This is a genomic window from Cypionkella psychrotolerans (assembly GCF_001294535.1).
GTDB lineage: Bacteria > Pseudomonadota > Alphaproteobacteria > Rhodobacterales > Rhodobacteraceae > Cypionkella > Cypionkella psychrotolerans.
Genome location: NZ_LGIC01000091.1, coordinates 89,973 through 104,908, shown reverse-complemented (window position 1 = coordinate 104,908; position 14,936 = coordinate 89,973). Strand labels below are relative to the sequence as shown.

Here is a 14,936-nt window from a genome sequence, read left to right as displayed (position 1 = left end):
GGGCTATGGAAAAGAGTAAGACATCAAACCGTTATTCACCGGAGATGCGGGCGCGTGCCGTTCGCATGGTGTTGGAGCATCAAGGCTCCTATGAAACGCAATCTGCGGCAGTTGCTGCGATTGCCCCTAAGATTGGCTGCATCCCGGAGACATTGAGGGTCTGGGTTCGGCAGGCGGAAAAGGACAGCGGAGCACGGGAAGGTGCGACCAGTGCTGAGCGTGACAAGATCAAAGAACTGGAACGCGAGGTGCGCCAGCTTCGGCAGGCAAACGAGATCCTGCGCAAGGCGTCAGCGTATTTTGCACAGGCGGAACTCGACCGCCCGTTCAAGCCATGATCGACTTTGTTGATGATCATCGCGTGGTTTATGGGGTCGAGTCTATCTGCAGGGTGCTGCCGATTGCCCCATCGACCTACTACGCCTGCCTCGCTGTGCGCGCCGATCCGTCCAAGGCCTCGGCACGCCAGCAGCGGGATGCGGCTTTACGGCCAAAAATCCAGAAGGTCTGGGATGACAACTGGGAGGTTTACGGTGTCCGCAAAGCCTGGCGACAGCTGTGCCGTGAAGGTGAAGCCGTGGCGCGCTGCACCGTTGCTCGCCTCATGAAAGGCATGGGTTTACGGGGAATCGTTCGAGGAAAGGCCATGAAAACAACGATCCCCGACACGTCAGTGCCATGCCCACGCGACAAGGTGAACCGCAAGTTCCGAGCGCTAGCGCCAAATATGCTGTGGGTCAGTGACTTCACTTATGTCTCAACGTGGCAGGGCTTTGTCTACGTCGCCTTCGTGATCGACACCTTTGCCAACAGCATCGTCGGCTGGAAGGCATCGCGGTCTGCCAAGACCGACTTCGTTCTCGATGCACTTGAGCAAGCGCTTTATGCCCGCCGTCCAACCTATCAAGGCGGGCTTATTCATCATAGCGATCGCGGCGGGCAATACGTGTCCATTCGCTACACCGAGCGATTGGCAAATGCGGGCATTGAGCCATCCGTTGGCAGCGTCGGCGACGCCTATGACAACGCTTTGGCCGAAACGATCAACGGTCTCTACAAAACCGAGGTCATTCGGCGGCGCAGTTCATGGAAAACCATGGAGGAGGTAGAATTGGAAACGCTGAAATGGGTCGATTGGTTCAACAACAGGCGGTTGCTTGAGCCTATCGGAAACATCCCACCCGCAGAGGCAGAGGAGGCCTTCTATGAAAACCTGAACGCACTCGATATGGTCGCGTAACACGGACTAATTGGTCTCCGGAAAACCCGGAGCGGTTCATTAAGCAGCAGCGTACCGGTCAACTTACCGTCCAGTTGCCACCGCAGAATTTCTGCAGTCGATGAGAAACGCCGTGCGGCAACCGTCAGATTGACGTAGCCTTTCTCCTCTCCGGAGATGAAGACGGTATTGGGCAGCACATTCGTCATGAATGCGGATAGGTCGTCATGGTTGAAATACCCTTGCGTCAACCCGACCTTCCCCTCGATAGTCGGCACCACCGAGGTGATCAACCCGTACTGCGCCAACTGTTCCGCATGGGTCTTACTGCACCCGAGCGCATGCTTCACCTGATTCAAGGGAATGGAGTTTTGGATGCGGGTGATCAGCCTCTCCCCTTGGTCTGCCGGGAAGACCCACTGGTTGAACGCCGCCGTGTCGGCAGTTTCCGGGATCATCCCTGCCTTACGCATAACCCTGTAAAGACTAAAGCGGTTGATCCCGGTCGCGTTCACCAGCGAGTTGACGGAATGGACACGACGCTGCGTAACCATCTCTCCAAGAATGACTTCACCGGGGCCGATCGCAAAATTTTCGACGATGGCATCGCGTACAATCGCCCGCAGCGGGCCGAAATCGTCAGATCTTTGGGTGTATTTCAGCCGGTTAAATAGAAATCCGTATGCTCCCTGTGGCCCAGTCCGGCCGCTGCGTCGGCCGGCGCTGATCCGCAACTGTGGGAATGACTCCATGATAGCGTCTGGGCCGCGCGAACATATCTGGAAACCGATATCGCCGGTACGCGCCTAATCTAGCTCGGAATAACGGCCGATCTTTGCCTCGGGACCGCCTTCGACAAGCGCACCCAGCATCTCACAGGCCTTGCTTCCGGGGGCGATCCCCTGCCCATCGAGCCAAGCCGCCGCGTTCTTCGCACCCCAGAGCCGATCCTCGACGTATGTTTGCAAGGCACCGGGAACTTTAGGGCCATCTTCAGCCGTGTTCGGCAGTTTGAAATCCTGTTCAACGACGAGCTTCTGCAGGTCGAAGGCCCTCACCGGATCCGGCGCGGGCAGCTCAACCAAGATCGCCCGATGCCGTGTGCAAATCACCACCGGGCGCAACAACCACGCCCACTGGAATCGCTACGCACCGCTTCCAGCATCAACTTGCCCTTCGGCGTCCTGACGGAAGCATTGGGGGCAAAAGCGGACAAAGGTCCGCCGAACCACCGTGAGACCAAGCTGCTCGCCCCGCAGCTGCAACAAGTCATTCGAAATGACGCTCAGAGTGTTGAACGCGATCTCCGCTGGTTGAAGGTCGGCCAGAGCCGCCATCCGATCTACGAAAGCGCCAGTACCGTTGCGGAAATCCACATGGTCGACCCCAACCGTAGCGGTTAAAGGTGCTTACAGGCACGCCGGCGTGGTAATATCCGATCCTGACGAAATAGCCCTGACTCACCTCGTCAGCATGGAACGGCAAATGGGGCATCAGGGAGTCCGACGTCATTTCGTCTTCCCTGCGCTCTTCCGCGGCCGTCCACACTTTTTGGGCGGCGCTGGCGCGGAAACACCCTCGAAAAAGACATTTGAAGCGTCAGGCCCGTCGGTCGTTGCCGCATGCGCCCGTGAGACCAATCGCTGTGTTTGAATGGGTTCTCAGGGTTAAAATGCAGGTATTTCATGTCGAAGAATTCGCGGAAATCCTCGATATCCACCGCATCTCCGCCTTGTTCGACCGCGCGGATGGCAGAGTTCACAATCAGGAATATGCAGCGTCCAAAGCTGCCATGAACTCCATCATAGATCCGGTCGGCAAAGTAAGGATCATTCTTGATGCTCGGTGCGAGGCGCACTCCCGCATCATGGTTGACCTCTTTCAAGGCACGATTGACCCGCTCAATCGACGCTGTCCGCGCGAATGGCTTTAGGGGAAGGTCCAAATAGCGCTCGGCGAGTTCAAGGTGTTCGGGGTCATCATAGATCAAATTCCGCACTTTCGGGGGTGCCAATAAGGATGATGCAAAAGCCGCCACCATCCTGAACAAGGGTCTTGAGGAAGATATTGATCACAGCCTTTGGGTCGTTCAGGTTATGGACTTCATCGATGACGACAATCGTGATTCCGGCCATGCGCAATCGGTGCGCGGCAAGGTCATCGGCTTCAGGGCGGATCATTTTTGACGGGAACTTAGGGTAGCCGTTCGAACGGCATAGGTCCTCACAAACGCTTTTTACGCTCGCCGCATGCCTCAGCCGACAATACGCTATCCGCTCCCCGCATTTCTTCTCATCAAAGCTGTCATTGAAAAGCCGCTTGAGGACCTGCCAGACCATGGTAGTTTTTCCGTCTTGCGAAATGGCGGTCACGCACACTCCCTTCCGCTCGTTGCGGAACGCTTTTCCCTCTGGCAGCAGGTTGCCGTCCTTGTCGCGCTTCAGGACCACCTCAAGCCGCGCGACAAACTGATTATCCCAGTCGCTGACGTAAGACCGCCGCAAGAGCCAACCCGAGAGTGCCTCAGTGTCTTCCTGGGCGGGGCGCGGGTCGCCTTCGAGGGGCAGGTCGATCTGATCGTCTGCGTCAAGCAACGCTCCGACTTCGAGGTTCATATCATTCATCAACACTACTCCTTCATGCCCGGCGTCCAGCCCGTCGTCATGCGACGACGGCCGAGCGTTGCGGGTGGCGTCCGGCGGCTTGTGGCACTGTTTTCATCGTGGAGGCATACACCCCGTAAATGCGTCCATGATAACGGACATCTTCACCCGAAGCGGAGTGTCGAGCCTGATCCCAAGCGCATCCAGCTTTGCCCTGCCAAGTCAGTGAAGCAGGAAGTCATAGGGCACGATTGCCATTAGGTCTGCATCGTATTCGTCGATGATAAGAACCTGGCCCGCACGTTCGACATGGGTAATCCCCCCCCGGAAGTAAGGGTCTGCATAAGTAGAGTTTTCTCGGCAAGATGGATGAGGAGATTCTGAATGAAGACAAGCAGATACACTGAGCCGCAGATCCTCGCGATCCTGCGTCAGGCTGAAGGCGGCATGCCGGTGGCCGAGCTGTGCCGGGTGCACGGCATGATGCCATTGCCCGGCAATGGTTTGTCTTCAAACCATGAGAGGGAACGCGTCCTTTTACAAATGGCGGGCGAAGTAGGGTGGCATGGATGCGTCGATGATCACCCCGACGCAGGCCATTGCGGAGGAGAACCGGCGGCTGAAGACGATGTTCGCCGAGCTGAGCATGCAAAATGACCTGCTCAAGGAGGCTCTTGGAAAAATAGATCGGCCATCCGTTGCCCGAAAGGCAAATGCATGCATTTGCCGTGGGTCAACGCCGCGAGATGGCCGGGAATGCAGTGGCGCGGCGCGGGATCAGCATAGCGCTGGCCTGCCGGACTTTCGGGGTCAGGGAGACCTGTTATCGCTATGGCCCAAAGTTGCGGGCCGAGAACGATGAGATCGCCGATCCGCTGGTCGGGCTGACCGACGCCCGCAAGACGTGGGGGGGCTTACAACAACGACCGCCCGAACATCCCTTTCATGGTTTGCAAGCAAACCATTGCCGGGCAACGGCGCATCGGCGGCATCACACCCGCCCAGAAACTGAAAATGGCCGCATAAGCTCTACGAGTGCACCCCGTTAGAAATGGAGGGATTACCCCTTGGTTGCGTCCGCTATCCGACCTGTGTCGGGAAAACAAAAAGATCGAGTGGTCAAAACCAGTCGTCACCAAACCACGACGGCGAAGTGTGAGCTAAAATTCGGTACACAGGCCTGCCCATCGCCCCAACTCGCAGGCAAGAGCAGCCGCCCTCAGCGAAACTAATCAATACCGAGTCAGCAAAAAAGAGCTTTCTGACCCGTCAACCGCCGATCAAGCGATCATCAAGGATTCGGGATCCAATACATACCTGCGATCTTGCGGTGATCAGAACCAGCTTACTTATGCCGCGACCAAAAGCTGAAACCAAAAACACTCAGAAAACTGAACAAAAACAAGGCCCGGTGAAACCGATGCTTCCTTACGGAACCAAAACACCCATTTTTGTGCGTTTTATGGGTCGTTTTTCAGATCAGCCCCAAGAAGCGCCCTCAGGCGTCCAGTTCCGCATCCCAATACAGATAATCCATCCAGCTGTCGTGCAGATGGTTCGGCGGAAAGCGGCGGCCATGGCCCTGCATTTCCTCTGCCGTCGGCATCCTTGGCACTTTTGCCAGATGCAGCCCCGCCTGTTTCAGTGTCCGCGAACCTTTGCGCAGATTGCAGGGCGAGCAGGCCGCCACCACATTCTCCCAACTGGTCACACCGCCTTTGGATCGCGGCAGCACATGATCGAAGGTCAGATCACCTTTGGCCGCGCAATATTGGCAGCAAAATTCGTCGCGCAGAAAAAGATTAAAGCGCGTGAAGGCCACGCGCTTTTGCGGTCTTACATAGTCCTTCAGCACCACCACCGAAGGTATGCGGAATTCTTGTCGCTGGCTTCGCACGACATGATCGTATTCGGCCAAAATCTGCACGCGGTCCAAGACCGCCGCTTTGATCGCTTCTTGCCAAGGCCAAAGTGACAGCGGGTAATAGCTGAGCGGGCGGAAATCCGCATTGAGCACCAGCGCCGGAAATTGCTTCAGCGCCGCAGGGTCGCGTACAAACTGGGTCCTAAAATCGCCGTCCATTCCGCAAGAGACTCCGTATTTCAACAGTCGTCAACAGGGTGCAGTCGTCTTAAGGCCAACCATATCTGGCGTTTTGCCAAGCGCAAGCCCAAGATATGTGGTAATCTGACGCAATGAGATCACAACAGAATGACACGCGCAGCGGCCGCTGTCTGCGGGCAAGTTTTAGGCAATCCGCAAAACACATGACGCATTTTCCCGCCGATCAAAGGTGTTGGCTCTTTCCAGACCCAGCCCGGCTCGCTATCACGCGAAAAACCCGGAGGAACCTGATGCCCCTGTCGCGCCGCGCCCTGTTGTCATTAAGCCTCAGCGCCCTGACGCTGGCCGCCTGTGGCGGTCGCAGGCCAGAGGCGCGCGCGCCCGCCTCTGGGGATACGCCGGAAATGCACGCGCTGATCGCGAAATGGGCGCGGATTCATGGCATCCCGGAAAGCCTGCTGCATCGGCAAATTCGCCGCGAAAGCGGCTACAATCCGGCGGCGCATAATGGCCCCTATTATGGTCTGTTGCAAATCCACCCACAAACCGCCGCGACGATGGGCTATCACGGCCCGGCCTCGGGATTGCTCGACGCCGAAACCAATCTGCATTACGCCGGAAAATACCTGCGCGGCGCGTGGATGGTGTCGCGCGGCAATGAGGACCGCGCGATGATGTGGTATGCCAAGGGCTATTACTACGAGGCCAAGCGCATGGGCATCCTGAAGGAAACCGGACTGCGGGGCTAAGCGGAAAACGAACGCGTTTTCCGACACGATTTCTGTGCCCGAAATCGGCTGTTGCGCCGAAAGTGTTAATTTCCCCTTAAGTCGCGCAGGTTAAGCACCTGAAAACGCTTAACCTTTTTTGGTCCCGCGTTGGGACCTCAATACCAGGCATCCCCCATCGACGCTTTCTTGGCCTCGACAAACTCGGTCAATCCCTGTGCCACGCCCGCATCCAAAACCGGGGCCTCATATTCTGCCAGCCGTTTTTTCCACAACTTGTTGGCCCGATACGCCGCATCATGCGACCCAGCCGCTTCCCATTTTTCAAACGGCTCATTATCCGACAAATCGCTGTCCCAGAACGCGGTTTCATAGTGGGCCATCGTGTGGGAACAGCCAAAGAAATGATTGCCCGGCCCAACCTCGGCAAACGCCTCGACAGCCAGCTGATCATCATCAATCTTCACGCCGTCCAGATAAGTATGCAGGCTGCCGCACAGATCCGCATCCAGCATGAATTTCTCATAAGACATGCTCAGCAACCCATCCAGAAATCCCGCCGAATGCAGGATGAAATTCGCCCCGCAATGGATCGCCGCCAGCATCGACATCGTCCCCTCCATCATCGCCTGCGCATCCGGCAGCTTTGAGGTGGTGAAATTCCCCGAACACCGCAAAGGCAACCCCAACCGCCGCGCCAGCTGACCGATAACCATCGAGCCAATCGCAGGTTCCGGTGTCCCAAAGGTGGGCGAGCCAGACCGCAAACTCATCGACGACAGGAAGTTGCCAAATATCACCGGTGCCCCCTTCCGCTCCAACTGGGTCAGCGCACAACCGGCCATCGTCTCGGCCAAAGACTGCGCGATGCCGCCCGCACTGGTCACCGGTCCCATAGCACCCCCGAGGATGAACGGCACCACAACCGCCGCCTGATTGGCACGAGCATAGGCGCGCAGGGCGTTGGTCATGGTGCCGTCCCAGACCAAGGGTGAATTCACGTTCACATTGCCAAGAATAACGCAATTATCGTTCACAAATTCCCGGCCAAAGGCGATCCGGCTCATTTCGATGCTGTCTTCGGCACGATCTTCCGAGGTGACAGACCCCATAAACGGTCGGTCCGACAGCGTCAGATGCGCCAGCACCATATCGAGATGTCGCTTGTTCACCGGAATATCGGTCGGCTCGCAGATCGTGCCGCCAGAGTGGTGAAAATTTGGGGAGGATTGCGCGAGTTTGATGAAATTCTGGAAATCCTCCAGCGTGCCAAACCGCCGTCCGCGGTCGATATCCATCACGAAGGGTGAGCCATAGGCGGGCGCGAACACCACGTTTTTACCGCCGATCCGCACCGAATTGGCCGGGTTGCGGGCGTGTTGGGTGAATTCGCGCGGCGCGGATTTCAGGATCTCGCGCAGCATCCCCGGCTCGAATTTTACCAGCAGACCATCGACCTTGGCTCCCGCCCGCTTCCAGTGATCAAGCGCCACCGCATCGTCACGGAATTCGATGCCGGTCTCGGCCAAAATCCGGTCGGCGGCGTGTTCCACCTTCAGCAGATTTTCCTCGGACAGCACATCATAGGTCGGGATATTGCGCACAATATAAGGCCGCCCCATACCGCCGCCCTTCTTCGCCCGTTCCACTTGCCGCGCTTGCCGCCCTGAACGCACACCTTGCTCTGTCATCGCCATCTCCCTCGACACCTATGTCAAGGATGCGCCGAATGGGCGTGGCAGCGCAGCCAACTCCGACAGTTGAAGGTCAGTTTCCGCCGCATCTCAGCGGAAACCGACATTTTGGCCTCAGGTAATTACGTCAGGCGTCACACGGCCCGTGAAGCTTTCGATCTTCGCCAGCGCATGCGCAGCCCGGATCACCGGGGCGAGTGCGTCTTGTGGGTCAAGATCAAGCCCGTCCGGCCCTGCCGCATAGCGTTCCAGATAGAGCCGCAGCGTCGCGCCCTCAGTACCGGTGCCAGACAAACGCAACACGATGCGGCTGCCGTCCTCGAACAGTATCCGCACACCTTGGGCTTTCGAGACCGAGCCATCGACCGGATCTGTATAAGCGAAATCATCTGCAGCTTGCACCGTTAGGCCTTCGAGTTGCGTCCCCGGTAGGCTGGTCAAAGACCCCCGCAAAGCCGCCATCATCGCATCGGCTTTGTCGCTGGCAATCGCTTCGAAGTCGTGACGGCTGTAATAGTTGCGGCCAAACTTTCCCCAGTGTTCCGCCAAGATCGCGGCCACCGACTGCTTGCGCACGGCGAGGATATTGAGCCAGAGAAGTATCGCCCAAAGGCCATCCTTCTCGCGCACATGGTCCGATCCGGTGCCAAACGACTCCTCGCCACAGATCGTGGCGCGGCCTGCATCGAGCAGGTTGCCGAAAAACTTCCAGCCGGTCGGGGTTTCATAACACGCAATGCCCAGCGAGGCCGCAACCCTGTCCGCCGCAGCGGACGTGGGCATCGAGCGCGCCACACCTTTCAGCCCGGCCTTATAGCCGGGGGCAAGATGCGCGTTGGCCGCTAGGACCGCGAGGCTGTCGGAGGGCGAGACATAGGCGCCCGCCCCTACCACCATGTTGCGGTCGCCGTCACCGTCGCTTGCCGCGCCGAAATCGGGGGCATTGTCACCAAACATTTCATCCATCAGCGCCTTGGCCCAAGTTGGGTTCGGGTCGGGGTGCATCCCGCCAAAATCCGGCAAAGGTGTTGCGTTGATGCAGGTGCCCGCCGCAGCGCCAAGGCGTTTTTCTAAGATTTCAACCGCATAAGGGCCGGTCACGGCGCACATAGAATCCATCCGCATCCGAAAGCCGCCTTTGAACATCGCCGCAATCGCCGAGAAATCAAACAAGCTTTCCATCAGCGTGGCGTAGTCGGCCACCGGATCGACGACATCGACGATCATGCCCGCCAACTGGCTGCGTCCGATCACCGACAGGTCAACATCCTGCGATTCCACGATGTGATACTCGAAGATTTCTGTCGTACGCTTGTACATCGCCTCGGTGACGCCCTCAGGCGCAGGTCCACCGTTCGACATGTTGAACTTGACGCCGAAGTCTTCATTCGGCCCGCCGGGGTTGTGCGAGGCAGACATGATGATGCCGCCGTCGGTGTTGTTCAGCCGGATCAGATGGCTGGCCGCTGGCGTCGAGAGGATCGCGCCTTGGCCGATGATCACCCGCACCGCGCCGTTCGCCGCCGCCATCCGCAAGATCACCTGTGCGGCGCGGTCGTTGAAATAGCGCCCGTCGCCGCCCAGCACAAAAGTTTTCCCTTTCGCGCCGATCACATCGAAAATCGCCTGCACGAAGTTCTCAAGGTAATGCGGCCCCATGAACACCGGGGTTTTCTTGCGCAGGCCGGAGGTGCCAGGCTTTTGCCCGGCGATGGGTTGGGTGGAAATCGTGGTCATGCTGTGCCTCCAGAGAGCAGCGGTTCAAAGACGAAAACGGATTGCGGCGGCATATCCAGCCGCGTCGTATAGGGTTCGGGCGCAAGATCGGGCCGCGTGCTATCCAGCACCAACCGCCATTGTGCGGCGGTTTCGGGCAGGCGCAAAGCCACCACCCCGCCGCCGTTGAACACCACATAAAGCGCGTCCGGCGCGTCGGGGCCTTCGGCGGCCATGCGCAATTCAAGCCCAATGCAGCGAAACGCTGGGTCGTGCCAATCGTTTGGGCTGGGAATCGCGGCATCCGCGCGGCGCCAAATCACATCGGGCAGACCATCGGCCAGCCGCTTTTGCGAATGCAGGAAGCGGGTTTGGCGCAGCACCGGATGGGCTTTGCGCAACGCGGTCAGGCTGGCCACAAAATCAATCAGCACGGAGTCGGCGGCACCCCAATCAATCCGCGTCAGATCATTGTCCTGTGCATAGGCATTGTTGTTGCCCGCCTGAGAATGGCCCAACTCATCGCCTGCCAGCAGCATCGGCGTGCCTTGGCTGAGCAGCAAAGTTGCCAGCAGGTTGCGCTTGCGCAGATCGCGCGCGGCGCGGATCGCGGGATCCGGGCTGGGGCCTTCGACGCCCATATTATCGGCGTGATTGTCGTCATGGCCGTCACGGTTGTCCTCACCATTGGCGAGGTTGCGCTTGATGGTGTAGCTGACCAGATCTTCCAGCGTGAAGCCGTCATGTGAGGTGATGAAATTCACCGAAGCCGTGGCGGGGCGACGGGAGTGATCGAACTTATCTGCCGAACCCATCAGGCGGCGGGAAAATTCAGGTGCGAGGCCAGCATCATTGCGCCAAAAGCGGCGCACACCGTCGCGGTATTTGTCGTTCCATTCCGAGAAAGGTGCCGGGTAAGCGCCGAGTTGATAGCCGCCGGGGCCGATATCCCAAGGCTCGGCGATCAGCTTCACCCGCGCCAGAACGGGGTCTTGCCGGATCGCATCGAAGAAGCCGCCTTGGGGGTCAAAGCCCGCAGGCTCGCGCCCCAAGACCGAGGCCAGATCAAAGCGGAAGCCGTCGACATGCACCTCTTGCACCCAATAGCGCAGTGAATCCATCACCATCCGCAGCACCGCCGGGTTGGTCAGATCGAGCGTATTGCCTGTGCCCGCATCATTGGCATAGTGCCGCCCGCCTTGGATCAGGCGGTAATAGCTGGTGTTATCGAGGCCGCGGAAGCTGAGCGTCGGACCCCAAGCATCGCCCTCGCCAGTGTGGTTATAGACCACGTCCAGCACGACCTCTAACCCCGCTGCATGCAAGGTTTTCACCATCACCTGCATCTCACGCAAAGGCTGCGCCGTTCCATAGCGCTGTTCGGGCGCAAAGAAGCCCATGGTCTGATAGCCCCAGTGATTGCGCAGGCCCTTGGCGACCAGAAAGCGGTCGTCGAAATAAGCCTGCACGGGCAGCAATTCCAGCGTGGTCACGCCCAAGCGCTTGAAATGCTCGATCATCACCGGATGCGCGAGGCCTGCATAAGTACCACGCATCGCTTGCGGAATGGCAGGATGGCGCATGGTCAGCGCCTTGACATGCGCCTCATAGATCACCGTATCAGCCATCGGCACCTGCGGCGGACGGTCGTTGCCCCAGTGGAAACCGGGGTCGACCACCACCGATTTCGGCACCGCAAAGGCGCTATCGCGGGGATCAAACGAGCCATCGCCGCGCGAGGCGCCGATCTTGTAACCCATCACCGCATCCGACCAACGCAACCGCCCGGCAAGACCCCGCGCATAGGGGTCGATCAGCAGCTTGTGCGGGTTAAAGCGTTGGCCCTCATCCGGCGCATAGCGGCCGTAAGCGCGCAAACCGTAGAGTTGCCCGGCAGACAGACCCGCCACATGCAGATACCAGACATCGCCCTCGCGGTCCGCGAACGGCAAGCGCGCCTGTTCGCGTCGCCCGTCCGGCGAATACAGGCACAACTCCAACGCCGTGGCATGGGCCGAGAATACCGCAAAATTCACCCCGTCATCGGTCAGCGTCGCCCCCATCGGCCAAGGCCGCCCCGCAGAGGTGGCATATCCCGATAAGCTCACGCCAGCATTTCCGCATAGAGGGCTGCATAAGCGGCGGCAGAGGCCTCCCAGCCAACCGGCTGCTTCATCGCGTTTTTCTGCACCTGCGCCCATTGGGCTTTACTGGCGTAAAGCTGCACCAACTGCCGCAACGCCAGCCCAAAGCCCGTCGCATCGACAGGATGAAACACGATCCCCGTCGCCACCCCAGCCGTCAGTGCAGCCGGGCTTGCGTGGATCACCGTATCGGCCAAACCGCCAACCGAAGACACCAGCGGCACCGTGCCATAGGCTAGCCCATACATCTGGGTCAGTCCGCACGGCTCAAATCGGCTTGGCACCAGCACGGCATCACCTGCGGCAAACAACCGATGACTGTAAGCCTCATCATAGCCAATGCGCACCGAAACCCGGCCCGGAAACCGTGCTTCCAAGCGGCGCATCGCGGCTTCCAGCAAAGCATCGCCCGAGCCCAAAACCGCCAAACCACCGCCACCCGCGATGAAATCGGGGATGCAGGTTTCCAGCAGATCAATGCCCTTCTGATCGGTCAAACGGCTCACCAGAACCGCCAGCGGCCCCGGAACATCCAAACCCATTTCGGCACAAAACGCCGCCCGGTTGGCGGCTTTGCCTTTCAGCGACTTCACCGAATAGGGCATGGGTTCCACGGCGGGCGACCAAACCCCGGTATCCACCCCGTTCAAAATCCCCGACACCACCGAAGCCCGCTGGGCAATCACGCCCTCCATCCCCATGCCAAACTCTGGCCGCATCAATTCGGCGGCATAATTAGGGGACACCGTTGTGATCCGGTCGGCACAGACCAGACCGGCCTTCAGGCTGGACAACCCGCCGTAATACTCCAAAGCACCGGGGTAAAACTGATCAGGGGGCAACCGCAAATCCACCAAAGCCTGCGCTGGAGCCCAGCCCTGAAACGCGATGTTATGGATCGTCAGCACCGAGGCGACGCCGCCCGAACCGCCATAGTACAAATAGGCCGAGGCAAAGCCCGCCTGCCAGTCATGCGCGTGCAGAATATCAGGTTTCCAGCCATCAATGCCATCGCGCGCCATCCGGGCCGCGACCCACGACAAGGCCGCAAACCGCCGCGCATTGTCGAACCAGTCGCCCCCGGGGCCAGAATACGGCCCACCCTCACGGTCATAAAGATGCGGCGCATCCAGCAGCATCACTTGCAAACCGTCGATTTCACCCGCCATCACCCGCGCGTCACCGCCGAACAGGTTCTGCTCAAACCAGACCTCATCCAGATCATCAAGGCGAGCCCGCAACGCCCTGTAAGCAGGCATCAACACCCGCATATCCCAGCCAACTTTCGCCAAGGCCCCCGGCAAAGCCCCGACCACATCGGCCAGGCCCCCGGTCTTGATCAGCGGCACACACTCCGACGCGACAGACAAAACCCGCCCCCGAACCTGCATCTCTGATCCTTTCACGTTGGTCCAAATATCTTTGGGCGACCAGAGGCTAAGTCCCCGGTCGCCACCGCTTTTCTACTAAGTCAGGACAACGCCCGCGCCCGTTCGTCAAGCATATCCTGCGTAATCAGCACGATACCGCTGTCGGTGCGACGGAACCACTTCGCATCTGCCTCAGGATCTTGCCCCACCACCAGCCCATCCGGGATGATCACGCCACGGTCGATCACGCAGTTTTTCAGCTCGGCATTGCGATTGACAATCACCTGCGGCAACGCCACGACATAATCGAGTGTGCTGAACGAATGGGTCCGACAGCCGGTGAACAGCAGAGAATTGCGCACCTCGGACCCCGAGACGATACAATCGCCCGACACCAGCGACGATACTGCCATGCCGCGCCGGGCTTCTTCATCGTGGATGAACTTGGCGGGCGGCAGGATTTCCGAATAGGTCCAGATCGGCCAGCTTTGATCGTAGATATCAAGCTTGGGGATGAAATCGGTCAGGTCGATATTGGCCTGCCAGAACGCATCAATCGTCCCCACGTCGCGCCAATAGGGCTCCGTCTCCAACCCCGATTTCACGCAGCTGTCGGCAAACTTATGCGCCACCGCTTTGCCGTTTTTCACGATATCCGGGATCAGATCATTGCCGAAATCATGGCTGGAGTTGTCATCCGCCATATCGCGGATCAGAAGGTCACGCAGGAAGGCCCAGTCGAAGATATAAATCCCCATCGAGGCCAAAGCATTGTCCGGATCGCCGGGGATCGAGGGCGGATCGGCGGGTTTCTCAAGGAACGAGGTAATCCGCATATCCTTATCGACATGCATCACGCCAAAGGCCACAGCCTCCATCCGCGGCACGGTCAGACAGCCGATGGTCACGTCAGCTTTGCTGTCAACATGCTGCTGCAACATCACCTCGTAATCCATCTTATAGATGTGATCACCGGCCAGAACGACGATGTATTTCACACCATAAGAATCAACGATATCAATATTTTGCGCGACTGCATCGGCGGTGCCAAGATACCACTTATTCTCAGACACCCGCTGGCTGGCTGGCAAGATGTCCAGATACTCGTTGCGCTCGGCCCGGAAGAACCCCCAGCCGCGCTGCATGTGGCGGATCAGGCTATGCGCCTTATACTGCGTCGCAATCGCCATCTTGCGTATGCCGGAATTCAGCGCATTCGACAAAGCAAAGTCGATGATCCGGGTCTTGCCGCCAAAGTATACGGCGGGTTTGGCGCGCCGATCTGTCAGCTCTTTCAGCCGAGAGCCGCGCCCTCCGGCCAGAACAAAAGCCATAGCCTGCGATGACAGACGGGCATTGGGTCTTGGTTGCATCGTAGTCCTCCCTTTACGCAGGCC

The 14,936-nt window shown here is 58.8% G+C and carries 13 protein-coding genes, 1 pseudogene and 1 other annotated feature; of the genes and pseudogenes, 4 read left to right on the top strand and 10 right to left on the bottom strand.

All coding sequences use genetic code 11. The features are described from left to right. Positions 1-5 precede the first annotated feature (5 nt). A protein-coding gene (locus AKV04_RS25070; RefSeq protein ID WP_156317376.1) for an IS3 family transposase occupies positions 6-1,240 on the top strand; the annotation gives its coding sequence in 2 pieces (ribosomal slippage) (positions 6-300 and positions 300-1,240; 1,236 coding nt in all). Continuing rightward, positions 293-409: a sequence feature (AL1L pseudoknot), on the top strand. (Overlaps the previous gene by 117 nt.) Here AKV04_RS25070 and AKV04_RS25065 read toward each other — a convergent pair. Continuing rightward, positions 1,204-1,971: a hypothetical protein gene (locus tag AKV04_RS25065; RefSeq protein WP_054009130.1), complete on the bottom strand. Its 768-nt coding sequence runs from the start codon at positions 1,969-1,971 to the stop codon at positions 1,204-1,206. The genes AKV04_RS25070 and AKV04_RS25065 overlap by 37 nt on opposite strands. A 54-nt stretch (positions 1,972-2,025) precedes the next feature. Further along, on the bottom strand, positions 2,026-2,304 hold the full coding sequence (locus AKV04_RS25060; RefSeq protein WP_156317844.1) for a hypothetical protein: 279 nt from the start codon (positions 2,302-2,304) through the stop codon (positions 2,026-2,028). A 9-nt stretch (positions 2,305-2,313) separates the two neighbouring features. Between AKV04_RS25060 and AKV04_RS26445 the strand changes: the two genes are divergently transcribed. Beyond that, on the top strand, positions 2,314-2,622 hold the full coding sequence (locus AKV04_RS26445) for a hypothetical protein (RefSeq protein WP_156317842.1): 309 nt from the start codon (positions 2,314-2,316) through the stop codon (positions 2,620-2,622). 65 nt (positions 2,623-2,687) lie between these two features. Here AKV04_RS26445 and AKV04_RS26440 read toward each other — a convergent pair whose 3' ends face one another. Both AKV04_RS26440 and AKV04_RS25045 read right to left on the bottom strand, forming a co-directional pair. After that, positions 2,688-3,209, bottom strand: coding sequence for a hypothetical protein (locus AKV04_RS26440; RefSeq protein WP_156317840.1), 522 nt, complete (start codon positions 3,207-3,209; stop codon positions 2,688-2,690). Then, a complete protein-coding gene (locus AKV04_RS25045; RefSeq protein WP_054009126.1) occupies positions 3,199-3,843 on the bottom strand; it encodes an ATP-binding protein in 645 nt (214 codons plus the stop codon). The genes AKV04_RS26440 and AKV04_RS25045 overlap by 11 nt, the downstream gene beginning before the upstream one ends. Positions 3,844-4,206: 363 nt before the next feature. Between AKV04_RS25045 and AKV04_RS25920 the strand changes: the two are divergent. After that, positions 4,207-4,733 (top strand): annotated as a pseudogene (locus AKV04_RS25920) (transposase); the annotation flags it as partial. Between the two features lie 587 nt (positions 4,734-5,320). Here the strand turns inward: AKV04_RS25920 and AKV04_RS25030 are convergent. Next, positions 5,321-5,905 (bottom strand): HNH endonuclease, encoded by a 585-nt coding sequence (locus AKV04_RS25030; protein ID WP_054009124.1) that lies wholly within the window; start codon positions 5,903-5,905, stop codon positions 5,321-5,323. Between the two features lie 272 nt (positions 5,906-6,177). Here AKV04_RS25030 and AKV04_RS25025 point away from each other — a divergent pair, with 272 nt between their 5' ends. Continuing rightward, on the top strand, positions 6,178-6,636 hold the full coding sequence (locus AKV04_RS25025; RefSeq protein ID WP_054009123.1) for a lytic transglycosylase domain-containing protein: 459 nt from the start codon (positions 6,178-6,180) through the stop codon (positions 6,634-6,636). 137 nt (positions 6,637-6,773) lie between these two features. Here the strand turns inward: AKV04_RS25025 and AKV04_RS25020 are convergent, their stop codons facing one another. The 5 genes from AKV04_RS25020 to glgC form a co-directional block, all read right to left on the bottom strand. Beyond that, positions 6,774-8,306, bottom strand: a complete 1,533-nt coding sequence (locus AKV04_RS25020; RefSeq protein ID WP_202905690.1) for a trimethylamine methyltransferase family protein — start codon at positions 8,304-8,306, stop codon at positions 6,774-6,776. Positions 8,307-8,423: 117 nt separating this feature from the next. Continuing rightward, positions 8,424-10,046 (bottom strand): alpha-D-glucose phosphate-specific phosphoglucomutase, encoded by a 1,623-nt coding sequence (locus AKV04_RS25015; RefSeq protein ID WP_054009121.1) that lies wholly within the window; start codon positions 10,044-10,046, stop codon positions 8,424-8,426. Further along, positions 10,043-12,133: a glycogen debranching protein GlgX gene (gene glgX / locus AKV04_RS25010; RefSeq protein WP_054009120.1), complete on the bottom strand. Its 2,091-nt coding sequence runs from the start codon at positions 12,131-12,133 to the stop codon at positions 10,043-10,045. The genes AKV04_RS25015 and glgX overlap by 4 nt, the downstream gene beginning before the upstream one ends. Continuing rightward, the gene (gene glgA / locus AKV04_RS25005; RefSeq protein WP_054009119.1) at positions 12,130-13,560 is read right to left on the bottom strand and encodes a glycogen synthase GlgA; all 1,431 of its coding nucleotides are present in this window, start codon (positions 13,558-13,560) and stop codon (positions 12,130-12,132) included. Before glgA ends, glgX begins: the two co-directional genes overlap by 4 nt. Positions 13,561-13,640: 80 nt before the next feature. Continuing rightward, positions 13,641-14,912, bottom strand: coding sequence for a glucose-1-phosphate adenylyltransferase (glgC, locus tag AKV04_RS25000; protein WP_054009118.1), 1,272 nt, complete (start codon positions 14,910-14,912; stop codon positions 13,641-13,643). Positions 14,913-14,936: the final 24 nt, after the last annotated feature.